At 62.0% G+C, this 23656-nt stretch carries 20 protein-coding genes and 1 pseudogene; 15 read left to right on the top strand and 6 right to left on the bottom strand.

Annotation, left to right across the window (positions count from 1 at the left end):
* Positions 1–382: 382 nt before the first annotated feature.
* Together QF629_08455 and QF629_08450 are read right to left on the bottom strand one after the other, a co-directional pair.
* On the bottom strand, positions 383–922 hold the full coding sequence (locus tag QF629_08455; protein ID MDP6013558.1) for a gluconokinase: 540 nt from the start codon (positions 920–922) through the stop codon (positions 383–385).
* Positions 915–1331: a hypothetical protein gene (locus tag QF629_08450; protein ID MDP6013557.1), complete on the bottom strand. Its 417-nt coding sequence runs from the start codon at positions 1329–1331 to the stop codon at positions 915–917. The genes QF629_08455 and QF629_08450 overlap by 8 nt, the downstream gene beginning before the upstream one ends.
* On the opposite strand from QF629_08450, the gene QF629_08445 reads away from it, so the two are divergent.
* Positions 1330–2298 carry a hypothetical protein gene (locus QF629_08445; GenBank protein MDP6013556.1) on the top strand — a complete coding sequence of 323 codons (969 nt, stop codon included), beginning with the start codon at positions 1330–1332 and terminating at the stop codon, positions 2296–2298. The genes QF629_08450 and QF629_08445 overlap by 2 nt on opposite strands.
* Here QF629_08445 and QF629_08440 read toward each other — a convergent pair.
* Positions 2277–3449, bottom strand: coding sequence for an iron-containing alcohol dehydrogenase (locus tag QF629_08440; GenBank protein ID MDP6013555.1), 1173 nt, complete (start codon positions 3447–3449; stop codon positions 2277–2279). The two genes, QF629_08445 and QF629_08440, sit on opposite strands and share 22 nt — an antisense overlap.
* Before the next feature lie 116 nt (positions 3450–3565).
* Between QF629_08440 and secA the strand changes: the two genes are divergently transcribed.
* Genes secA through QF629_08420 form a run of 4 tightly spaced genes read left to right on the top strand, consistent with a single transcriptional unit; the run spans position 3566 to position 9188 of the window.
* Entirely contained in the window at positions 3566–6256 is a 2691-nt protein-coding gene (gene secA, locus QF629_08435; GenBank protein ID MDP6013554.1) for a preprotein translocase subunit SecA, read from the top strand.
* A 13-nt stretch (positions 6257–6269) separates the two neighbouring features.
* Positions 6270–7301, top strand: coding sequence for a DUF2125 domain-containing protein (locus QF629_08430; GenBank protein ID MDP6013553.1), 1032 nt, complete (start codon positions 6270–6272; stop codon positions 7299–7301).
* Complete coding sequence (locus QF629_08425) at positions 7298–8167, top strand: TIGR01459 family HAD-type hydrolase (protein ID MDP6013552.1); 870 nt, start codon at positions 7298–7300, stop codon at positions 8165–8167. Before QF629_08430 ends, QF629_08425 begins: the two co-directional genes overlap by 4 nt.
* A gap of 10 nt (positions 8168–8177) precedes the next feature.
* Positions 8178–9188 carry an NADP-dependent oxidoreductase gene (locus QF629_08420; GenBank protein ID MDP6013551.1) on the top strand — a complete coding sequence of 337 codons (1011 nt, stop codon included), beginning with the start codon at positions 8178–8180 and terminating at the stop codon, positions 9186–9188.
* 220 nt (positions 9189–9408) lie between these two features.
* On the opposite strand, the gene QF629_08415 is transcribed toward QF629_08420, so the two are convergent.
* Together QF629_08415 and QF629_08410 are read right to left on the bottom strand one after the other, a co-directional pair.
* The gene (locus QF629_08415) at positions 9409–10434 is read right to left on the bottom strand and encodes a cyclase family protein (protein ID MDP6013550.1); all 1026 of its coding nucleotides are present in this window, start codon (positions 10432–10434) and stop codon (positions 9409–9411) included.
* A 9-nt stretch (positions 10435–10443) separates the two neighbouring features.
* The gene (locus tag QF629_08410; GenBank protein MDP6013549.1) at positions 10444–11229 is read right to left on the bottom strand and encodes a fumarylacetoacetate hydrolase family protein; all 786 of its coding nucleotides are present in this window, start codon (positions 11227–11229) and stop codon (positions 10444–10446) included.
* Positions 11230–11406: 177 nt separating this feature from the next.
* On the opposite strand from QF629_08410, the gene QF629_08405 reads away from it, so the two are divergent.
* The 6 genes from QF629_08405 (at position 11407) to QF629_08380 (ending at position 17969) form a co-directional block, all read left to right on the top strand.
* Entirely contained in the window at positions 11407–13296 is a 1890-nt protein-coding gene (locus tag QF629_08405) for a 2-oxoacid:acceptor oxidoreductase subunit alpha (protein ID MDP6013548.1), read from the top strand.
* A complete protein-coding gene (locus tag QF629_08400) occupies positions 13286–14326 on the top strand; it encodes a 2-oxoacid:ferredoxin oxidoreductase subunit beta (GenBank protein MDP6013547.1) in 1041 nt (346 codons plus the stop codon). The genes QF629_08405 and QF629_08400 overlap by 11 nt, the downstream gene beginning before the upstream one ends.
* Positions 14327–14554: 228 nt before the next feature.
* Positions 14555–14971 (top strand): DUF6524 family protein, encoded by a 417-nt coding sequence (locus tag QF629_08395; protein ID MDP6013546.1) that lies wholly within the window; start codon positions 14555–14557, stop codon positions 14969–14971.
* A gap of 78 nt (positions 14972–15049) precedes the next feature.
* Positions 15050–15433 carry a cupin domain-containing protein gene (locus QF629_08390; GenBank protein ID MDP6013545.1) on the top strand — a complete coding sequence of 128 codons (384 nt, stop codon included), beginning with the start codon at positions 15050–15052 and terminating at the stop codon, positions 15431–15433.
* Between the two features lie 11 nt (positions 15434–15444).
* A complete protein-coding gene (locus QF629_08385; protein MDP6013544.1) occupies positions 15445–16647 on the top strand; it encodes a serine hydrolase domain-containing protein in 1203 nt (400 codons plus the stop codon).
* Positions 16648–16910: 263 nt separating this feature from the next.
* Positions 16911–17969: an Ldh family oxidoreductase gene (locus tag QF629_08380; protein MDP6013543.1), complete on the top strand. Its 1059-nt coding sequence runs from the start codon at positions 16911–16913 to the stop codon at positions 17967–17969.
* 353 nt (positions 17970–18322) lie between these two features.
* Here the strand turns inward: QF629_08380 and QF629_08375 are convergent, their stop codons facing one another.
* Positions 18323–19606 carry a tetratricopeptide repeat protein gene (locus QF629_08375; GenBank protein MDP6013542.1) on the bottom strand — a complete coding sequence of 428 codons (1284 nt, stop codon included), beginning with the start codon at positions 19604–19606 and terminating at the stop codon, positions 18323–18325.
* A gap of 124 nt (positions 19607–19730) precedes the next feature.
* Between QF629_08375 and ilvN the strand changes: the two genes are divergently transcribed.
* The 4 genes and pseudogenes from ilvN (at position 19731) to QF629_08355 (ending at position 23655) form a co-directional block, all read left to right on the top strand.
* Positions 19731–20240 (top strand): acetolactate synthase small subunit, encoded by a 510-nt coding sequence (gene ilvN / locus QF629_08370; protein MDP6013541.1) that lies wholly within the window; start codon positions 19731–19733, stop codon positions 20238–20240.
* Positions 20241–20303: 63 nt separating this feature from the next.
* Positions 20304–21323 carry a ketol-acid reductoisomerase gene (gene ilvC, locus QF629_08365; protein ID MDP6013540.1) on the top strand — a complete coding sequence of 340 codons (1020 nt, stop codon included), beginning with the start codon at positions 20304–20306 and terminating at the stop codon, positions 21321–21323.
* 225 nt (positions 21324–21548) lie between these two features.
* Positions 21549–22220: pseudogene (locus QF629_08360) on the top strand (SDR family oxidoreductase).
* 79 nt (positions 22221–22299) lie between these two features.
* Positions 22300–23655 carry an ABC transporter substrate-binding protein gene (locus tag QF629_08355; protein ID MDP6013539.1) on the top strand — a complete coding sequence of 452 codons (1356 nt, stop codon included), beginning with the start codon at positions 22300–22302 and terminating at the stop codon, positions 23653–23655.
* The last annotated feature ends 1 nt before the right edge of the window (position 23656 follow it).

The raw sequence follows: 23656 nt of genomic DNA, 5'->3' as shown, positions 1-23656 counted from the left end.
TACGATCAAAAAATAATAGTTTCACAGGCAAGCATAGAGCGTGACCATGCCCTCTAGCTATAACCTCGGCAAGTATCTCGAAAAATTTGTGGCTGGCCAGAGTGCCAACGATCTCTACAGTAGCGCCAGCGAAAGCATCCGCGCCGACCTTCGCTTGCCTAACGATCAAGAACGAGAGCACAACGCACGACCGGAGGCCCTGCGCTCTGAAACTCAAGTCGGATTGGGTGATTGGAAAAATTGCCGAACAGGGGATGAGGCGCTTGCGCGCACAAGCATTGGACTGACTGAGGCCGCAAGAAACGATGCGGATATTGCTCTATCTGTGATATCTGACCTTCTCTGGGTACGAAGATAAAATAGCCAGAATTATCCATGTCGTTCACTCGTCGCGAGACACAGGGGAAATCGATTTTGCGGCGAACGGCAGCTGAAGTTGACTTCGGATTTCCGCCACCATCTCGTCCGGTGCCCCATCTATTTCAGCTGTGATGCAATCCATGGGCGGCTCCAGGGTCGCCAATTGGCTAGTGAGCAGGGTTGACGGCATGTAGTGGTTGTGCCGCACCGCGAGGCGGGCGTAAATCAGTGCTTCATCGCCGGTGAGATGGACCAGGGCGACACCCTCACGCTCGCCAATCAGCGCCTCACGATAGACAGCCTTCAGCGCCGAGCAAGCAAGCACAGTGCGTCGGCCCTCGGCCAGCCAGCCGTCCATAGCATCCGCAAGGCGGGCGAGCCAGGGAGCGCGATCGGCACCGGTGAGCGGGGTGCCAGCGCGCATCTTCTCTACACTGTTTGCGTCGTGGTAGGCATCGCCTTCCTCGAAGGCCGCGTTCAGAACTTTGGCAAGGCGCTCGCCGATGGTGGTTTTACCGCAACCCGCGACACCCATGATCACCACCACCGTCGGCTCAGTCATCGCCTGTCCAAGCACTATGAAAATCACCCTCCCTGTCCCGGCGGCGATAACCGTGGGCGCCGAAGCGGTCGCGTTGCGCTTGCACCAAACTGGTCCACAGCGACGGCGCCCGCAGAGCATCATAGGCGGCCAAGGCGGCCGACATGGTGGGCAGGGAAACGCCCTGGCCTACGGCCAGCGTCACCGTTTGCCGCCAACCGCTCTCGGCTGCGGCGATAGCGCGCGCCATAGCGACAGCGAGGAACGACAAGTCTGGCGATGCCTCGTATGCCTCGGCAATGGGCTCGAGCAGACGTGCCCGCAGGATGCAGCCACCGCGCCAGACGCGGACGACCGTCGCGAGCTCGAGCCCCCAGTCGTAGGCCCGCCATGCCACCTGTAGCAAACGGAAGCCTTCGCTGTAGGCCATGATCACCGTTGCCCCCAAGCGCAGCCTGCAAATCGTCGAGCGCTACATCCGCAGCGCCCGCCGCCGAATGATGCGCGGCGGCGCGGACAGAGATGTCGGCCGAAATGCCACGGGCGAAAAAACCTGCCAACAAGACCGGCGTCGCTACGCCGAGCGCCATTGCCGCCTCGCCCGTCCAGCGGCCGGTGTCCTTATGGCCGGCAACATTGTCGACCTTGTCTATCAGGGCACCGTCCGCCAAGGTATCGGGCGTAGCCAAAATATCAGCCGTTATCTCCATGAGATAGGAGCCGAGCAGCCCGTCATTCCAGCGCGCAAAAACAGCCGAAGCCTCCGCCGCCTCAAGACCGGCGAGGTCGCGCAGCATGATCCAGGTCTCGGCGATAGCCTGCATAACAGCATATTCGATACCGTTATGGACTATTTTGACGAAGTGCCCGACACCGCCGGGACCGAAGCGGCAACAGCAGGGCTCGCCACCCACATCCGCTGCGATAGCGCGCAGCACCGGCGCCACAATCTGCCACGCTCTCTCGTCGCCGCCGACCATGATAGCCGGGCCATGCCGCGCGCCCTCTTCACCGCCCGAGATGCCCGCGCCGAGCAACATGATGCCGTCATCCGCCAAGGCCTCGGCGCGGCGCGCCGTATCCATCCAGTGTGTGTTACCGCCGTCGATAATCACATCGCCTGGTTCGAGGTGGGCGCGCAAGGAATCAATCACGTCGTCCACGGGCTGTCCCGCCTTAACCATGAGCAAGATTCGCCGCGGGCGCGCCAAGGCCTTAGCAAGCGCACCCAGTGTGGCAACGTCTTGGTCCGGCACGGCGGCCGCAACTTCCGGGTCACGATCGTAGACGACGGGCCGCAAGCCATGCTCGGCGATGTTGAGCGCCAGATTGCGCCCCATCACACCAAGCCCGACAACGCCAAAATCCGCGGCAGTCAGGCCCAGACCTCCTCGTAAAGCGAGACGATCTCCTCGGCGCTAGGAACACGCGGATTATTGCCGGGCGAGCCAGACGCGAGAGCCTGTTTGGCCATGGTTGGCGTCAGCTCACGATACTTGTCGGCGTCGATGCCGTAGGCTTCGGGACTCGGCACCTCGAGTTCGGCATTGAGCGCCCGCAGCTCCTCTACCAGCATGGCGACGGCGGCCTGATCACCCACCTCGGCATCGGCCACACTCATGGCGCGGGCGCAATCGGCATAGCGGTCGACTGCTTGCGGCGCCGAGAAGGCGGTTACCGCCGGTAGTAGCATGGCATTCGACAGCCCATGCGGCACGTGGAAGTGCGCGCCGATGGGCCGGCTCATGCCATGCACCAGGCAGACACTGGCATTGGAGAAGGCGAGCCCGCCCTGGGTCGCCGCTAGCATCATGGCTTCGCGCGCCGCGGCATCGTCTGGCGTGGCGCATGCGGTGCGGATGCTGCCCGCCACCAGACGCATGCAAGATAGAGCCATGGAATCGGCAAAAGGATTTTGCTTTTTGCTCACATATGCCTCGATGGCGTGGGTCAGCGTGTCGATGCCCGTGTCGGCCGTCAAACGTAACGGCATGGTCATGCTCAGGGTGTAGTCGATCAACGCACAGACGGGCACATAGCCGAGACCCATGCAGAGCATTTTCTCGTCGGTTTCGGTATTGGTGATGACGGTAAAGCGCGTCACCTCAGAGCCGGTGCCGGCGGTGGTGGGAATGGCGACGATCGGATAGTCGCTTGAATCGACTTGGGCCGGGACTTTGTAATCGTGCATCTGGCCACCGTGGGTGGCGAGCACTCCCATGGCTTTGGCGGTATCGATGGGGCTGCCGCCGCCGATCGCGATCATGCTGTCGAAGTTACCGGCACGCAGCACATCGGCTCCCGTATCAACCACCTCGGTTGTTGGATCGGGCACGGTGTCGGCGAACACCTCATAGGCGATCTCCGCGTCGTCCAGGCCATCGGTCAGGCGTGCCAGCATGCCGCTATCATGGATGAAAGCATCCGTGACGATCAAAGGCCGCGACACCCCTATCCGCGCCATGGACGCGGCCGCCTCGCCACAGGCGCCACCGCCGACCATCATCAAGCGCGGCTGGGTGATCATCGCCGGCACGCTATCGCTCATCGGAACCTCCTTAGGATCGAGCCGGCACCAGTATACGGGCCTCTGCTTGCGTTGACAGCGTATCAAGCGAGGCTTATCTGATGCGGAGTGCCCATCCCGGTGCGCAGAGGTCCCGCATGCTTACCGCTCTTGCCCGTTCCATTCTGGGCACGCCCAACGATCGCCTGGTCAAGGCCTATAGCCAGAGGGTCGAGGCGATCAATGCTCTGGAGCCGGAGATGGAGGCATTGTCTGACGACGACCTGCGCGGACGCACTGATGCCTTCCGCGAGCGTATTGCCAACGGTGACAGCCTCAACGATCTGCAAAACGAAGCCTTTGCCACGGTGCGTGAGGCCGCCAAGCGCGCGCTCGGCCAGCGCCACTACGATGTGCAGCTGATCGGTGGCATGGTGCTACATGACGGCAAGATATCCGAGATGAAGACCGGTGAAGGCAAAACCCTGGTCGCGACCCTTGCCGTCTATCTCAACGCGCTTGCCAGCAAAGGCGTCCACGTCATCACGGTCAACGACTATCTCGCTGCCCGTGATGCCGACTGGATGGGCACGATCTACAAGTTTCTCGGCCTTGAGGTCGGCTGCATCGTCGCCGGTCTGAGCAACGATGAGCGCTGCGAGGCCTATGCCGCCGATGTGACCTACGGTACCAACAACGAATTTGGCTTCGACTATCTGCGTGACAATATGAAGTACGCGCTCACTGAAATGGTGCAGCGTGAGCCCAACTACGCCATTGTCGATGAGGTTGACTCGATCCTGGTGGACGAGGCGCGCACGCCGCTGATTATCTCCGGGCCGACCGAAGACAATTCCGAGCTTTACCAGAAAATCGACCGGCTGATACCGAAGCTTGCCGAAAGCGACTACGAGCACGACGAGAAGACCAAGCAGGTCACGCTGACCGAGAGCGGCGTTGAGAGCATGGAACGTCTTTTGGGCGATACCGGCATGCTCGCCAGCCCAGGTCTCTACGACTACCAGAATGTCAGCCTAGTCCATCACGTCAATCAGGCGCTTAGAGCGCACAAAGTCTTTACGCGCGACACCGAGTACATCGTCAAAGACGACAAGGTTGTCATCATCGATGAGTTCACCGGGCGCATGATGGAGGGTCGGCGCTATTCGGACGGCCAGCATCAGGCCATCGAGGCCAAGGAAGGCGTCAATATCGAGAACGAAAATCAGACCCTCGCCTCGATCACTTTCCAGAACTATTTCCGCCTCTATCCCAAGCTTGCCGGCATGACCGGTACCGCCGCCACTGAGGCGGCCGAGTTCGGCGAGATCTACAGCCTGTCCGTGGTCGAGGTGCCGACCCACATGCCGATGATCCGCAAGGACCACGACGACGAGATCTATCGCACCGTGCGCGAGAAATTTGATGCCATCGTGACGCAGATCGAGGACTGCCGAGAGCGCGAGCAGCCGGTGCTCGTCGGTACGACCAGTATCGCCAAGTCTGAAGAGCTTGCGGCAATGCTGAAGAAGCGCAAGATCCCGCATCAGGTGCTTAACGCGCGCTACCACGAACAAGAAGCCTTCATCATCGCCCAGGCCGGCTCGCCGGGCGCCGTCACCATCGCCACCAACATGGCCGGCCGCGGCACCGATATTCAGCTCGGCGGCAACATAGAGATGCGTCTTAGGAATGAGTTGCAAGATATTGAAGATAAACAAAAACAATGTGAGGAAGAAGATAGAATCCGAGGTGAGGTACAGGCTGGACACGACATTGCCATCTCGGGCGGTGGGCTGTTCGTGATCGGCTCCGAGCGCCACGAAAGCCGGCGCATCGACAACCAGCTACGCGGCCGCTCCGGCCGCCAGGGTGACCCCGGCGGTTCCAAGTTCTTCCTTTCGCTCGAAGATGACCTGATGCGCATTTTCGGCTCAGAGCGCATGGACCTGATGCTACGCAAGCTCGGCCTCAAAGACGGCGAAGCGATCATCCATCCGTGGATCAACAAGGCGTTGGAAAAGGCGCAACAAAAGGTCGAGGCACACAACTTCGACATCCGCAAGAACCTGCTGCGCTTCGACGACGTGATGAACGACCAGCGCAAAGTGATCTATGCCGAACGCATTGATTTGATGGCGTCCAACAGCGTTGCCGACGCGGTCACCGAGATGCGCGAGCAGGTGGTCGAGGACATGGTACCGCGCTTCATTCCCGAAAAGGCTTACGCCGAGGCCTGGGACACCAAGGGCCTGCACGACGAAGTGATGCGCCTGTTCGGGTTGGACCTGCCGATCGAGGCCTGGGCCAAGGAGGAAGGCATAGCGGACGAGGAGATCCGTACCCGGATTCTCGACTATGTGGAGCGGCGCATGGCAGAGAAAGCGACGCGCTTCGGCCCCGACCTGATGCGCCAGGCCGAGAAGAGCCTGATGCTGCAATTGCTGGACCAGCAATGGAAGGACCATCTGCTATCGCTTGATCATCTGCGCCAGGGCATCGGCCTGCGCGCGTACGCGCAGCGCGATCCGCTCAACGAGTACAAGCGCGAGGCCTTCGAGCTGTTTGACAACATGCTCTCGCACTTTCGCGAGGTGGTCACCGCCACCCTCTCCCATGTCGAGTTACGTGCAGAGCCCGCCACACTCGCGGCACCGAACGCGGCCCTACCAGAGCGAGAGCTCGCGAAGGCCGCAGCCGGCAGAGACGGCACACCGGCAAGGCGGCACAGTGCCGCGCTCGCCCGCAACCCGCGCGATCCCGCAGGCTGGGGCAAGGTCGGACGCAACGAACCCTGCCCCTGCGGCTCCGGCAAGAAATATAAGCACTGTCACGGCAAGGTTGCCTGAACGCACGAAGCCCATGCCCAGGTTCCTAATCGGCGTCTACGCTTTGCTCGCGCTCGGGGCCATCGGCTATACGGGCTATTGGTTTCATCTGGCGAGCCGCGCCGAGAGCAAGGTCAATGCCACAGTGGCCGATTGGCAAGAAGACGGCTGGGTCACGGCGTTCGACGAGAAGCGCACCTTCGGCTACCCCTATCGTCTCAGCACCGAGTTCAAGGCACCCGTCCTAGCACGGCCGCAGGCATCCCTGCCCTGGCAATGGCAGAGCGAGCTGATGCATATCCATGTCCAGCCATGGGACTTGCGCCATTATATCGCGGTGCTCGAAGGGCCGCATCGCATCACACTGTCGCCGCAAGCGTCGCAGCAGCTAGTCCTGGACGCGGACGCGGAGTCTGCCCGCGTCAGCCTGACACTCAATTCCCGCTACCAACCGGGCCAACTATCGGCCGATATCCGCAATCTGAAAATCGGCTTCGAAGGCACGATTGCCAGCGTTCTGGTCGCCGCCCTGCAGGCCCACGTCCGCACGCCAACAACACCCGGCACGCTGGACACAGTGATGATCGCCGACACCATCCTGCTGCCGGAAGGAGGCGGCGGTGCGTTGGGGCGGGAGATCCGGCTGCTGAGCGCCGATACGACCCTGGCCGGGCCCGTGCCGGAGCGACTTGACGGCGCCTCCGCCGCCCATTGGCGCGATGCCGGCGGCACCATCGAAGCCCATCGGCTGGTGCTCTACTGGGGCGCGCTGGAGATCGAGGCGGCCGGAACTCTGACACTCGACGGCGCGCTGCGGCCCCTAGTCACCTTGCAGTCCGACATTCGCGGCCTCGATGCGCTGATCGAGAGCTTCGAGGCCATCGGCGCCATGGACGGCGATGTCGCAACGGCCGCGAAGATCGCCCTGACCCTGTTCGCCGAGACCACCGCTGACGACCCGCGTCCACTCATCAAGGTGCCGCTCACCATCCGAGACGGTCTTCTCAGCGCCGGGCCGATTCCCCTGGTCAATGTTCCCCCGGTCTTCGAGGCCCCCGGTACATGAGCATCGTCAGCCACCATCGTGTCCGTGACATCGCCGACCGCTTCGACGCCCTTATCCTCGACCTCTGGGGGGTAGTGATGGATGGCACCACGCCATACGACGGCGCCCGCGAATGTCTGACCGAACTGCGTGCCCGCGGCAAGCGCATTATTTTTCTATCCAACGCACCGAGGCGCGAATGGATGGTGGCGGAGCGGCTCGCCGGCATGGGCATCGGAGAAGAGCTTTACGACCGTATCGTTTCCTCGGGCGAAGTTAGCCACCAGGCTCTGAAAGCGCGCGAGGGCGAGTTTGCCAATTTTGGACGCCGCTATCACTATCTCGGCCCCGCCCGCGATGCCAATCTGCTCGACGGTCTGGACTATCGGGCCGTGCCCTTAAACGAAGCGGACTTTCTGCTCAATATCGGCATAGAAGATGATGATGATACGCTCGATAAGTATCAGCTGGTCCTGTCCGATGCGGCGGCACGCGCACTGCCCATGGTCTGCACCAACCCGGACCGCGTGGTTGTGCGCCATTCGGGACAGCGGGTACTATGCGCAGGCGCGCTCGCTGACTCCTATGCGGCACTGGGTGGGCCCGTGCACTATTTTGGCAAGCCCCACGCCGCCGTTTACGTCGCATGCTTCGCTCTGCTTGACGGCACTCCGCGCGAGCGCGTAATGGCCATCGGCGACAGTCTCGAAACTGATATTTCCGGCGCCGCGGCCTTCGACCTCGAGACCGTGCTGGTGCTCGGCGGCATCCTGGCCGAGCCCCTCGGCGTCGCCTGGGGCGAGCTGGCGCCACCCGAACGCATCGAGAGCCTCTGCGCCGAGCGTGGTGTTATGCCCGACTGCGCCATCCCGGCACTCATTTGGTGAGGAGACACACATGAACCAGCCGATTAATCATCAGATCCTTCTTGCCGCACGCCCGCAAGGCCTGCCGAAGCCCGGCGACTGGCAGCATGCGGAGGAGCCTGTGGGCGAGCCAAGCCACGGCGAGGTTCTGGTAAGAAATACCTACATGTCGGTCGATCCCGCCATGCGCGGCTGGATGAATGACCGCCCTTCTTATGTGCCACCGCTCAAGCTCGGCGACGTGATGCGCGCGCTCACCGTGGGCGAGGTGGTGGAGTCTAAGAACCCGAACTTTACCGCCGGCGATCTCGTCGCGGGTATCGGCGGCGTACAGGAATATGCCATCAGCGACGGTGGCGACCTGATGAAGGCCGACCGCGATCTTGGCCCCGATCCACTCTGGCTTAACACGCTAGGCATTGCTGGGCTCACGGCCTATTGTGGGCTGATGGAGGTGGGCCAACCCAAAGCTGGCGAGACGGTTCTAGTTTCTGGTGCGGCAGGCTCGGTCGGTGCCCATGTAGGACAGATTGCGCGTATCCAGGACTGCCGAGTGGTGGGCGTTGCCGGCGGACCTGAGAAATGTCACTACCTCACGGACGAACTTGGCTTCGATGCTGCCATCGACTACAAGGACGAGGCTCTGCATGAGGGGCTTAAGCGCGCCTGCCCAGACGGCATCGACGTGTTCTTCGACAATGTCGGCGGTGAGATGCTCGACGCGACGCTCGCGCATATGAGGGAGTTCGGCCGCCTAGTGCTGTGTGGCGCCATCTCGCAATACAACGCCACCGGCCCGCTCGATGCGCTGCGTAACGTCATTTTTGCCGTGCCGCGACGCCTGCGCATCCAAGGCTTCATATATTTCGACTACCGCGACAAGTGGCCCGCCATGCTTAAGGACATGGCCGCCTGGCGCGCCGCGGGCCGCCTTACATGCCGCGAAGATATCGTCGAAGGCGGTATCGAAAAATTTCCCGAGACCCTGCTGCGCTTATTCAGCGGTGACAATTTGGGAAAATTGATGATCAAGCTGGCGTGACACTATCGATCACTATCATGGATCATATTTTGATGGACCGTGATCAATCTCGTCGCCGACGGCCACCCGGTCATTGCCGAGCGCGCCGACATCACGCGCATCGGTGACAAGCGTCGATCTTCCCTGCGTCGACGTCTTCAAGATACGCGGTAGCAAGATCGGTGTCTGACGCGACTACTTTGATATTGCCACCTACACCAGCGCCTTTCTGAAATAAGGCCTAAACCGTTGCCACCGCCGGCACAGGAGAACCCACGGCACCTGGCAGGCGCAGCGGCGAGGCAGTGAGCAAAAAGCGGGTGCGGCCATGCTCGCGCAGCCAGTGAGCAAGTGGGCCGAGGTGGAAAAGTTCGCCGAGATGCAGGCCGAGCTTGAACAGGCAGTGCTCGTGCAGCGGCAATGATGCATGAACGCCGGGCTCGGCCGGGGGCTTCGCAGGATGACCTTCAACGGCGTAGTTATCGGCGATGAGCACAGCAATGCCGCTGTCACTGACCCATTGCAGCAGCGCCGGGTCGCGACCGTCGAGCACCGCGCAGCTCTGGTGCACACGCTCGTCAGGCTCACCACCCATCTCCAGCAGCATGTCGGCGAAGCCCGTATAAAGGCAAACCATATCGCCGCTCTCGATCTCGACGCCGTCTTCCTCGAGAATCGCCATCAGACGCGCATGGCCGATCCATTCGCGGGCGCGTCCGACATGCTTCTCAAGATCGATTATTACGGCGCGGCCCTGTACGCCGCGCGCAGCCATGTTCTCGATGCCAAGACGCTCGGCCGCCACGCCTTCGATCATACCCTCGTCGGCCGGCGCCAGGATATGCTCGCCGCCACGCCAGCCATTGTAGAAGACGGGCTCAGGCGCACCGTCGCCATCCGCGTCGAACATGCCACCAACATGGGCGAGGCTATCAAACTGGGTCGAATACTGCAGGGTGAGCAGCACCGTGTCGTCGCAGATCACGTCGCTATGCTCGGAATTCTCCAGGCTCAGGGGATAGACGTAGTTTGCCCGGCCCTCGCGCACGGTGGCGGCAAGGCGCGGCGGCTTGCGCCTCGGGTTGAGGACGCTTCCGCCCGGATAGTCGAGCGGCAACGAGAGGCAAAAGGTGATGCCTTCGCGAACCTCATCAACACCCTGGCGCACCTTGACCGGCGTCAGCAAATTGAGCCGGCCGATCTGGTCATCGTCACCGAACTCGCCCCAGTTGGCCCCGTCAGGGCGGTTTCGCCAACGGCTGGTCATGAGCTGCCCCTAACTGAAAGTGACGGAGACCGAACCAAGATCTCCGAAATAGCCTTCGATGCGGTCGGTCGCCTCAGCCCAGCCCAGCGCATCGCAGGTCGAGCCGGTGGATATGATTTGGCCAGCACTGAGCTGACCGCCGCGGCGCGCACAGAGGTTGGCCAGCCAGGCGAGAGCTGCCAGCGGGTGCCCGATCACGGCCGCGCCGGAGCCGATGGTCACGCGCTCGCCGTTCATCCAGAGCTCGGTGCCAACCTCGGCCAGGTCGATACCGCGCCAGGCCTCGACACCTTCACCTAGCACCAAGCTGCCGTGACAGCCGTTGTCAGCGATCAGGCTCGGGGTATCGATGGTCAGCCAGTCGTCGAAATGCGAATCGACCACCTCGATGGCTGGGTGAACCGCGGCCACGGCATCGCCCACACTCTCCTGGTCCCATGGCGCACCACCAGCGTCCAGATCGCGGCCCAGGCGCAACGCGAATTCCACCTCGATGCCGCGCATGAAAAAGCTGTCGGCCGACAGCGTGGCCGGCGCATCGTGTCGCAAGGGCTCGAGCAGGTGGCCAGCGAAGGGCCCGCTGAGCTTGAGCATCTCCTGCGCCAGGGCGCTAGTGCCACCAATTTTCCAACCTGGCGATGGCTGAGCTAGGGCGGCGATGAGTGCGTCCTGGACCGCATAGCCCTCCTCCGGCGTCCGCGGCTGCAAGCCTTTGGGCAAGGCCGCCATGCGCCGATGCGTTGTGCGTGAGCTCAGCAGCGCATCCGCCGCACCTTGGATTTCACTCGCCCCCATGGGCTTCCCCCGGTGTCGATTTGCACCCGCAGTGAACAGCATGCGCGTCGCTGGCGCAATTACTCGTAGAAAAGCGCTGAAATTAACGCGAATCCAAGGCTATCCGCTTGCATTCTGCCCGCACCGACTCTAGGTATGGCTGTAGGCTCATATCGCGGGCACGAACACGGAACAGACATGGCAGCGATCGCCGAAGACACCGACGTTTCGCCGGTACCGACAGAAGAGACGTGGGGGTCAGCAGTAATCCGATTCGCCGGCGACTCCGGTGACGGCATGCAACTTACCGGCAGTCAGTTCATGTTAGCCAGCGCGGTGCAGGGTAACGCCCTTGCGACCTTCCCGGATTTTCCGGCCGAGATACGCGCGCCAGCGGGCACCACCTTTGGCGTCTCCGCCTATCAGATCAACTTCTCCGCCCAGAAGGTGCTCACCGCAGGTGACACGCCCGATGTGCTGGTGGCCATGAACCCGGCGGCCTTAAAGACCAACCTTGCCGACCTACCCAAAGGCAGCATGCTGGTGGTCGACACTGGCTCCTTCACCGAGCGCAACCTGCGCAAGGCAGGTTACAAAACAAACCCCATCGAGGATGACTCGCTGGAGGCCTACCATGTGATGGAAGTCGACATGTCGCAGGCCACCCTCAACGCGGTGGCAGAAAGCGGCCTCGGCCAGAAAGAAGGCCTGCGCTGTAAGAACATGTGGGCGCTCGGCCTGGTGATGTGGCTATTCGAACGCAAACGCGCACCAACGATCGATTGGCTGCGCAATAAGTTCTCCGGCCAGAAGGAGGTTGCCGAAGCGAACATTGCCGCGCTCAATGCCGGCCATGCCTGGGGCGAGACGGCAGAGCTGCCGCACGGCTTCACGCGCCACACCATTCCCCGTGCCGATATCGAGCCCGGCCTCTACCGCGCCGTCAGCGGCAGCGAGGCTCTAGCCTGGGGCCTGGCAATCGGCTGCGACCTGGCTGGGTTGAAGATGATGCTGGGCTCCTACCCCATCACCCCGGCCTCGCAGCTGCTACACATCCTAGCTGGCCTCAAGAGCCAGGGTGTAACGACCTTCCAAGCCGAGGATGAAATCGCCGCCGTCTGCTCGGCCATCGGTGCCTCCTATGCCGGAAAGCTTGGTGTGACCACGAGCTCGGGTCCGGGCGTGGCGCTTAAGACTGAGGCATTGGGTCTCGCTGTCATGGTAGAATTGCCGCTTATACTGGTGAACTCGCAGCGCGCCGGGCCTTCGACCGGTATGCCGACCAAGACTGAGCAATCGGACTTGATGCAAGCCGTCTATGGACGCAATGGCGATACGCCGCTGCCGGTGCTGGCGGCCTATTCGCCCGCCAATTGCTTCGACATGGCGATCGAGGCGGTGCGCATCGCGACGCGCTATATGACGCCGGTCATCCTACTGACCGACGGCTATCTCAGCAATGCGGCGGAGCCGTGGCGCATCCCCGATATCGATACCCTGCCACGCTTCCCAGTGACCTTCCATACCGAGGTGGAAGGCTTCGAGGCTTTTATGCGCGATCCCGAAACCCTGGCGCGGCCCTGGGCGATTCCCGGCACGCTGGGTCTCGAGCATCGCGTCGGCGGAATCGAAAAGGAGTTCGGCACAGGTAATATCTCCTACGATCCGGATAATCATCAACGCATGACCAACATTCGTGCCGCCAAGGTTACCGGTATCGCCAACGGTATCGCGCCGCAGAGCGTGGCCTATGGGCCTTCCGAGGGGGGCGAGTTAGCCGTGGTCGGCTGGGGCTCGACCTTCGGCGCCATCGACCAGGCGGTGCGTGGCGCGAACGATGCGGGAAAATCCGTTGCACATATTCACCTCACGCACCTCAACCCCTTCCCGACCAACCTCGAGAATTTGCTGAAGCGCTTTCGCCACGTGTTAGTGCCCGAGATGAATACCGGACAGCTCAGCCGCATGCTGCGCAGCGAGTTTCTGTTGCCCGTCAAGGAGCTCAACAAGGTGAACGGCCAGCCCTTCAAAGTGGCCGAGATCGCGGCCGCGATCGATGCGGCGCTGGAGAACAACAATGACCGTTGATGCGCCCGCCGCCAAGCTGAAAGCTGCGGATTTTACCTCCGACCAGGAGACCAGATGGTGCCCGGGCTGTGGCGACTACGCCATCCTCAAGGGCATCCAGAAGACCCTCGCCGATATCGGCGCTGAGCGCGCAAAAACAGTATTCGTCTCGGGCATCGGCTGCTCTTCGCGCCTACCCTATTATATGTCGACCTATGGCTTCCACACCATCCATGGCCGAGCGCCCGCTTTCGCCTCCGGCATCAAGCTAGCTAATCCGGAGCTCGATGTCTGGGTGGTTACCGGTGACGGCGACGGGCTATCGATTGGCGGCAACCATTTACTGCACGTGCTCAGACGTAACATCGATCTTCAGATCCTGCTTTTCAACAATGAGATCTATGGCCTGACCAAGGGGCAGTATTCACCCACTTCGCGAGTCGGCACGTGCTCGCCATCCACGCCCATGGGCTCGCTCGAGCTGCCGCTTTCGGCCTGCTCCATGGCACTCGGCTCAGGTGCCCGCTTCGTCGCCCGCGCGGTCGATACCGCTGTCAAGCATCTCGGAGGCGTGTTGAGCGCGGCACATGCTCATCGTGGCGCCTCCTTCATCGAGATCTACCAGAACTGCATCGTCTACAACGACGACGTCTTTGCCGACTTTACTGCCCGCGACGTCGCGGCTGAACGGCAATTGCTTGTGGAGCACGGCAAACCACTGATCTTCGGTGCCAAGCGGGACAAGGGATTGCGTTTCGCCCCGGGCACCATGACGCTTGAGGTCATGGCGGTCGGGAAAGATGGGCGAAGTCTTCCAGGATATCGGCGCCGAGACGACGAGGTGCTAGTGCACGACCAGACCAACCGCTCGCTCGCCATGCTGCTCGCTACCATGGAGGGCCCGAGCTTTCCTGTGGCGCTCGGCGTGCTCTACTGCGATCCACGCCCGACCTATGACAGGGATGTCCATGCCCAACTCGAGGCCACCCGAGGGGATGAGCCAATCGACTGGAACGCTGTTCTCAGGCGCGGCTACACCTGGACCATCTAATACTGCCGATCACGCAAAACTGAATCCAGCTAGCACCGACGGCGGCCCTGCAGCCAGATGTTTTCCTCACCTTTTTCGACGTTCTCGCGCTAAGCTGGCGCGGACGTCAGGATAGATTCTGGCTACGACGTAGAGATGACATAATAATCAGACAACTTAGGCCGGCTTGCGTAAAGCTCTGCCCGCACGTTAGGCTTCGGAACATTTGCATGGCAGTGGAGCCAAATAATGGCGGTAGGGGGATTCAGCGCTAGTAGCTTCACGGTCCGGTGGGCCGTGGCAATGGTGTTGGTGCTTGGCACCTTCAACCCAAGTGCTTTTTCGTACTACCACTGGGCAACCGCTGGCGAGAGTGACAGCATCCCGTTCAAGATTCTGGTCGGCTTGGCGTTGCTAATCATCTACATGGTCTTCCTGCGTGCTACCTGGCGCTCGATCGGCGCCATCGGTGTGACTCTCTCCGTGACCTTTTTCGGTGTCCTTATCTGGCTGATGATCGACAACAACTTACTCGATCTCGAAAGCCGCGAGGCCATGACCTATATCGCCCTCATCGTGTTAGCGACAATCCTCGCCATCGGTGTGTCCTGGTCACACATCCGCCGCCGCATCAGTGGCCAGATGGATACCGACGTCGTCGGCTAATAGCCCGGTGATGTGGCCACACGACAATCTGACCGCGTTTCTGGTCGGAGAGAGTCCGTGGAGCCTGCGGACGTTACGATGAGCGATAGCCGTGTCCCACCGCCGAGCCCGGTCCGCTTCACGCGGGCAGACGGCGTGCTGGCTGAGAGTGTACAAAGCCTGGAAGATACCGAGCAGCCGCCAGGTCTCACCATCGCGCCGCTTCTGGTGGGAGAGGATATGTTATTGATGCGTCTTGAGCGCAAGAAGGGGCTGGTCGATCCGCTGCACAGTCATGTAGACCACGAGTCGATCTGCTATCTGGTAAGCGGCCGGATGCGCATCGAAATCGACGGCGAAAGCTTCGTTGCCGAACCGGGCGATTCCTGGATCCATCCGGCCGGTGTACCCCATCGCCACGAAACGCTCGAAGATAGCGTGCAAATCGAAATAAAGTCGCCCCCGCGCAAGACCTGGAGCTGAGGTTTATCAAGATGAAAAGAGCTTTGTTCCTGTTGGCTCTCGTCTGGGCCCTTCCCGCCGACGCCAGGAGCCTAACGCCTGTCACCCCCGAATCAGTCGGCCTGTCAAGCGAGCGCCTGGCGCTTATTGGTACAACGCTACAAGCGGGCGTCGATGCCGATGAGATTCCTGGCGCCGTGGTGCTGGTAGCCCGGCGCGGCGGCATCGCCTACTACGAGGCCTTCGGCTATCGTGACAAGGCGACCGGAGACGCGATGCGGAAAGACACCATCTTCCGCATCTATTCCATGACCAAGCCCATCGTCAGCGTCGCCGCCATGACCCTGCACGAGGAGGCGAAGCTTTACCTATCGCAACCCATATCGGTTCATCTGCCGGCCTTCAAGGGGATGCGGGTCGGCCCACACTTCGAGCCTGCGGCGCGGGCGATCACGGTGCAGGACCTTTTGCGCCATACCTCCGGCCTGACCTACGCCTTCATCGGCTCAGGCGCAATCAAGAACCTCTACAAGCAAGCGGGCATGGCAGAGTTCGAGCTCGACATGAGCATCGCCGAGTACGCCGAGCGCTTGGCTGAGCTGCCTCTGCTTTACCAGCCGGGCACAGTTTGGGACTACGGCCGCTCCACCGATGTGCTTGGCGCACTCATCGAGGCGGTATCCGGCACGACATTGGATGCCTATATGCGTGAGCGCGTGCTAGTGCCGCTCGGCATGAGCGACAGCGGCTTCTGGGTTCCCGAAAGCGAGCGCCATCGCGTCGCCGAACCCCTCAGTGACACGCTGATAGACATCACGGCGCCGCCGGCCATGCTGGCCGGCGGCCACGGCATAGTCTCAACGGTGATGGACTATGCCCGCTTCTGCCAGATGATGCTGGAAGAGGGCAGCCTGGATGGCGTCCGGATTTTGGGTTCGGAAACGGTCGCCTACATGACCGCTGATCACCTCGGCGATATCAACCGCGACGGCACTGTCTACCTGCCAGGCCCAGGATATGGCTTCGGGTTGGGCTTCGCCGTCCGCACCCATGCCGGCCGCTCACGCTGGCCCGGCTCGGTTGGGGAGTATTTCTGGGGCGGCTATGCCGGAACCTATTTCTGGGTCGACCCAACCAAGGAAATGATAGTCGTCTATATGATGCAAAGCGTAAAGCAGCGCGGCCATTACCGCATGATACTGCGCAACCTGGTCAACCAAGCCATCATGGATTGAGACCATCCTAAACGGCGACTAAACTTGGGAGATCGGCCGTTGTTCGGGATGTCTCTTAATGTGAAACTGGATGGGGTCGATCGCAAACGCATATGGGCTTGACAGAAAGACCTGAAGCGAGCTTCTCGATCGCCCGCGGCACAGAGCGCGAATGCGAGACCAACCTGACCCTCAACCGCCGCAGATGAGCAGCGACATCTTGCTACGGACCTGAGGTGTGGCATACACCAGGACTCCCTTCCGCGTGCTTCCAGGAGTGCCAGATGCCCCGTTTCACTGCCGACGCCCTGCGTGCCATGTGCGCCGCCACGTTCGAGGCCGTGGGCTTTGCGCCGAACGATGCCGGGGTGATCGCGCGGCTGATGGTCGAAGCCAACCTGGTCGGTCATGACAGCCACGGGGTACGCCACATTCCCGTCTACGTGGAGCGTGTGCGCAATGGCCTGATCGTACCGGACGCCACGCTGTCCGTGAAGCAGGAGACAGCGGCCACCGCGGTGCTCGAAGGCGGCAACATCCTCGGCCATGTAGCGGCGGCGCGCGGCATGGAGATGGCGATCAAAAAGGCGCGCCACGGCCACATCGCCGCGGTCGCCGTGCGCCATCAGGAGCACGTCGGGCGAGTTGGCGCCTATCCTGAGCTGGCGGCTCAAGCCGGTCTCGTCGGCGTGACCTTCTGCAACGGTCAGGGCCGCGGAGTGCAGATCGCTCCCTTTGGCGGCATCAGCCGGCGCATGGGCGCCAACCCCATCGCCGCCGCCTTTCCCAACGCCGGCGGCCACCCGGTACTGCTCGACGTCTCGACCTCGCAGGTGGCGGTGAACAAGGTGCGCCAAGCGCGCGACCGCGAGGCGCAACTGCCGGACGGCACGCTAATTAGTCCGAGCGGCGAGCCCAGCGGCGATCCGGAAACCTTTCTGCGCGATGGCGGTGCAGTACTGCCGCTCGGCGGCGTCCTGTTCGGGCACAAGGGCTTTGGCCTCGCCGTCATGGTCGATCTCTTCGCCGGCCTACTCGGCGGCTCCGGCACCGCACTCAATCACGATCCCGAGCGTCTCAACAACGGCACCTTCCATATTGCTATTAACCCGCGAGCCTTTATGGACGAAGTTGAGTACAGCAAGACACTGCTCCAGTTCGCCAACTACTTACGTGACAGCCCGGTTGCCGACGGTGCCCCGGCGGTGCAGATGCCCGGCGATTTCGAGGCCGCCAACAGGGCCGAACGCGTGGCGAGTGGAATTCCTGTCGACGAGGCGGTGTGGGAGCGCATCTGCGCGACTCTTGCCGAGCTTAGCGTGGTCGCACCGAAGCCACTCTAACGCGCGGTATGCGGCTCCTCGGATAGCGAGCCAACATAGCCGTAAAAGATTTCGTTTGCCCAGCCCCTGGCGGCCAGTTTTCCATATTGCGACCCAGCGACTGACATTGGGATAGGTTGGCGAATCGACCTTGTCGGCAAGATCTTTAAGGATAGCCGAATACTCCGTCAGCCAGAAGCCGCCATTCTCTAGCACTGCTATCAGATCATTGGGTTTGACGTCGCCAAAGGTCTGGCCCATGTGCTAAGCGGCCATCAGATCGAAGCCGACGTGCTCCGCCTCGATCCCGTTGTCGGCCATGAACAGCTCGGTCGGCCGCGAAGTGGTGGACACAGGATACATGCAAAGCTTCATCAGTCTCCCTCCTCCGCTGCGTCAACTGCCGCCAGCGCATCACGTGCCACGGCAATCAACGGATGATCCGGCGCCAGCACCGCCACACGGATAGCCAGCGCCCTGGCATAGAGATCACGCGCCTCCCCGCGCTTGCCTTCGCCCTGGCGCGCGACAGCGAGGTTCGAGAGCGCTGTGGCGACATCAGCATGCTGAGCCCCGAGCGCATCTTCGAGAATCATCGCGGCGCGCGCCTGCAAGCTGGCCGCCTCGGCAAAGCGGGAGTCGGCAATATAGAGCTCGGCCAACCTGCCGAGCGTGCCAGCTACCGCCTGACTATCCGGCCCGAGAGCTGTTTCGAGCAGCGTCACCGCCTGGTTAAGCAGGTCTTCCGCTGTGGCCCGATCGCCGGCCTCAAGCTCGAGGCGACCAAGATCGCGCAAGGCCACGCCGACTTCGGGATGGGTTCCGCCGAGCGCCGCACGCTTGGCGGTCAAGCTGCGCTCGTAATAGGTCCGAGCGCGCTCAATATCCTGCTTATCACGATAGAGTGCAGCGAGATTACCGAGCGCCCGCCCAGTCAGCACCGCTTCCGGCCCGTAGGCGGCCTCCACAATGTAGTAGGCGCGCAAATAATAGGACTCGGCCTTGTCGTAAGCACGGACATTGTGGTGAATCAGAGCCAACTCACGCAACCGGTCGGCCACCAGCGGATGGCTTGGACCGAGGTTGACCTCGAACGTACGCAGGGCGACGAGCCCATGCTCTTCAGCCTCGGTAAAGCGGTCCTGCACGCGATAGAGTCGTGACAGCTCATCATGCACCTGGGCGACGGGAAACGTCTTGGGCGCGTGCAACCCCATGCGCAGGTCCAACGCCTCAAGCATCTGCGCTTCAGCATCCGCGTAATGGCCGCGGTTACGGTTCATCTGGCCGAGGGCGAGCAGGCTGTCGGCCACCGCCTCCTCTCCGCCGGGCAGCGCCCGCCGCGCAGCGAGCGCCTGTTTGTGCAGCTGCTCCGCCTCCTCGTAAGCGGTGGTGAGCGAGAGCACGATCGCCAAATTGAAACGCGCGGTCGCGGTCTGCTCGTGCCCGTCACCGAGTTGCGCGACATTGGCCTGTACGGCTTCACGCGCCGCCACCAGCGTGGCCACGGTATCGCCGCTCTCGAATAGTTGCAGAGTGGTCATGTTGCGTGCCTGAGCCAGCATCTCCGCCGGACTTAGCGACGCCTCCTCAGCCTGCCCCGCTGCGACAGATGCGAACATGAACAAGGCAAGTGTTACAATGAGAGGTTTGATCATGGTATTAGGTATAGCCTTCCACGAATCGTTGGTCACGCCAAGGCTAGACGCATGGCAAAGCCTTTTACAATCGAAGACATATCGCTACAGTGCGCGCCGCTTTCACCCTAGGGAGCCGAGTGCAGTGAGTGACACGGTCGAGACCCACAGCATTGCCTGCATCGTCGACAACGAGTTCGGCGTGCTGGCGCGCGTCGTCGGCCTGTTTTCCGGGCGCGGCTACAATATCGAGAGCCTGACCGTTGCCGAGGTAGATCCAGAGGAGAGCCGCTCGCGCATCACGCTCGTGACCTCGGGCACGCCGATGGTGATCGAGCAGATCAAGGCGCAGCTCAACCGTTTAGTGCCGGTCCACTCCGTCACCGACCTGACCGCAGAGGGCCCGCATGTCTCGCGCGAGCTAGCCTTGGTTAAAGTTGTGGGCACCGGCGAGACCCGTGTCGAAAGCCTGCGCACGGCGGACATTTTTCGGGCCCGCGTGGTCGATAGCACCACCGAGTCCTTCGTGTTCGAGATCACCGGCTCGACCGACAAGATCGATGCCTTCATCGCTCTGATGAAGCCGCTCGGGCTTACCGAGGTCTCGCGAACAGGCGCGGCCGCCATCGCGCGCGGCCCCAGCGGCCTCATCTAACGTTACCCAAACCGGCACCGGACCTTGCCCGATGTGCCATCAGCAGTCGAAGGGAAGACGACAATGCGTGTCTATTACGATCGCGATGCAGATGTGAATTTGATCAAGTCGCTGAAGGTGGTGGTCATCGGCTACGGCAGCCAGGGCCACGCCCATGCCGCCAACATGCGCGATTCCGGCGTCGAGGATGTGACCATCGCGCTGCGTCCCGGCTCGGCGTCAGCCGCCAAGGCGGAGGCCGCCGGCTTCAAGGTGATGAGCGTTCCGGAAGCGGCCGCCTGGGCCGACGTAATGATGATGGCCACACCCGACGAGCTGCAGGCCCAGATCTATCGCGACGAGTTGCACGGCAATATGAAGCAGGGGGCGGCGCTGGCCTTCGCCCATGGCCTCAATATCCACTTCAAGCTGATTGAGCCGCGCGAGGATCTCGATATTTTCATGATCGCGCCCAAGGGTCCGGGCCACACGGTGCGTTCGGAATATGTGCGCGGCGGTGGTGTACCGAGCCTAGTCGCTGTAGACCAAGATTCTTCCGGTAATGCGCTCGAGATCGCGCTATCCTACGCTTCGGCCATCGGCGGCGGCCGCGCCGGCGTCATCGAGACAACGTTCCAGGAAGAGTGCGAGACCGACCTGTTCGGCGAACAGGTTGTGCTGTGCGGCGGTCTGACCTCACTGATCACCGCCGGCTTCGAGACCCTAGTCGAGGCGGGCTACGCGCCCGAGATGGCCTATTTCGAATGCCTGCACGAGGTCAAGCTGATCGTCGACCTGATCTATGAGGGCGGCATCGCCAACATGCGCTACTCGATCTCAAACACGGCTGAGTTCGGCGACTATGTCAGCGGCCCGCGCATCATCGACGAGCATGTGCGAGCCGAGATGAAGCGCGTGCTGACGGACATCCAATCAGGGCGCTTCACGCGCGACTGGATGCTCGAATGCAGCGCCAACCAGCCGAGCTTCAAGGCGTTGCGCCGGCGCTCCGGCGAACACCAGATCGAGGAAGTAGGCGAAAAGCTCCGCGCCATGATGCCCTGGATCGCCGAGAACGCGCTGGTAGACAAGACAAAGAACTAAGGCTCTAACTTAAAAAGCAGTCGATTCTATCAGACGCTAGCCAGACGCCCGACGAGCGGCCGTCTGACTTTGAGCTTGGCGGGCGACGTGGCTGTTGATGTGCCCGCTGTGCCTAATGGCGTGACTTGGAGCTGACGCCTATGAAACTGCTCGACAGTATCGCCCTGGTAACCGGCGCCTCGCGCGGGATCGGGCGAGCCATTGCGCTAGCCTTATGCCGCGGAAGGGGCGCATCTGGTGATCGCCGCGCGCTCAGGTGACGCGTTGGCCACGCTCGCCCACAACATCGAGCGCGAGGGTCGCGAGGCGCTTCCCGTGGTCATGGACCTAGCTGACGAGGCAGCGATCGCGGCACTTGCCGAGGCTACGCTCGAACGTTTCGGGCGCCTCGACATTCTCGTCAATAATGCTGCCATTATTCATTCGCCGACACTGCTGATCGACTTTGACCCGGCCCTTTGGCGCGCCGTGGTCGACGTCAACCTAATCGCTCCGGCTCTGCTCACCCGTGCTGTGTTGCCGGCCATGATCGAACAGGGCGAGGGTCGCATCATCAACATCTCCAGCATCGGCGGGCGCAAGGGCAGCCACCGCCGTAGCGCCTACCGTGCAACCAAGGCGGGGCTGATCAACCTAACCGAAAGCGTGGCTGCTGAAGTGCACGAGCACGGCATCGCGGTCACTTGCATCTGTCCTGGCGGGGTCGATACGGAAGGCATGCGCGAAGCCTATGACAGCCGAGGCCGCGCCGATAACCCCGACCTGATGGACCCGACAGAGATCGCGGAAGTAGCCGTATTTCTGGCCTCAGATGCGGCCTCGGCGGTTACCGGCACTGCGGTCGACGCATATGGCGCGACGAACCCGCTTTTTTGCAGGCGACGAACTGCGCTATGATGACCCCCGCTTAGCCAAAGCCCTGCGGCCCCGGAATGGCTGGGGAAATGACGGGGCAGGTGCCGAGGAAGGATAGGTCATGCAGCGTTCCCGCTTATCGCGCCGTCGATTCCTGAAGACCGGAGCAGCCACGGCTGGCCTCGTGGCCGGTGCACCGTATATCAAGGCGGGCTACTCCGCCGGCAGGCTCGTGCTCGGCGTCTGGGACCATTGGGTGCCGGGGGCTAATGAGGTGCTGGAGCGCCTCTGCACCGATTGGGGCAATGCCAATAATGTCGAAGTGCAGGTCGATTTCATCACCTCGATCGGCAACAAGCTGCTGCTCACGGCGCAGGCTGAAACCCGCGCCAAGACCGGCCACGACATCTATTCGGTGCCGCTGTGGATGCCTTCGCTGTTCAGCAACAGCCTGGAGCCGATGGACGATGTCATGGCCGAGATCGTCTCGCGCAACGGCGAGCCAGTGCCGGTGGTGGAGCATCTGACGCGCTTCGACGATGTCTGGCGCGCGGTGCCGGCGCCGACGGGATCGCTGACCTTTGCCCAAGCTTCACGCGTTGATTTGTTCGCCGAGCATGCCGGTATCGACCTCAAGGCCATGTTCCCGGCAGACGGATCCGCGCGCGATGCGGCGCTGGTTGATAGCTGGACCTACGACGCCTTCCTGGCTGCCGCCGGAAAACTACACGCAGCCGGCCACCAGTTCGGCGCGCCGATTGCGGTGACGCCAGACGCAACTCAGTGGCTAGCCATGATATTTACCGGCTTTGGCGCGGTGGTGATAGACGGCGACGGCGAGATCCAGGTCGATTCTGACGAGACGCGCATGGCGCTGGAATACCTCTCCCAGTTAGTGTCCTACATGCCGGAAGGCGTCTATGCCTGGGACGATGCAGGCAACAACCGCTGGCTCATCTCTGGCACGGGCTCGTGTATCTTCAATCCGCCGAGCGCCTGGGCTGTGGCCAAGCGCGACAATCCGGATGTGGCGGCGCAGGTCTGGTATCACGATACGCCGAAGGGCCCGAAAGGCCGCTTCCGCTCTGGCGCGCCGTTTTTCTGGGGCGCCTGGAACTTCTCGGAGAACATGGGCGCTGCCAAGGATCTGCTGCTGCACATGAACAGCGCCGAGGTCGTCTCCGAGATGCTCAAAGCGTCGCAAGGCTTCGACCTACCACTGTACCCCAAGTGGTACACAACCAACGACGTCTGGGACCAGGCAACGCCTCCGGATGGGGTGCTGCACAACTACCCCATCCTCGGCGACGAGGTGCAGATGGTGCCGGGCATTCCGGCGCCGCCATCCATGGCCACGCAGATCACCACGCAGGGCCTGTTCCCGAACTTGGTGGCGCGCGTGACCCAGCGTGGCGAGAGCATGGACGACGCCATCTCCTGGGCAGAGAATGAGTTAGAAGGCTACCTGCGCCGCTAAG

The sequence above is a fragment of the Alphaproteobacteria bacterium genome (genome assembly GCA_030739735.1).
In the GTDB taxonomy this organism is placed as follows: Bacteria; Pseudomonadota; Alphaproteobacteria; order UBA7887; family UBA7887; genus UBA7887.
The sequence above is the reverse complement of the archived record's forward strand: the minus strand, read 5'-3'. Positions and strand labels throughout refer to the sequence as shown.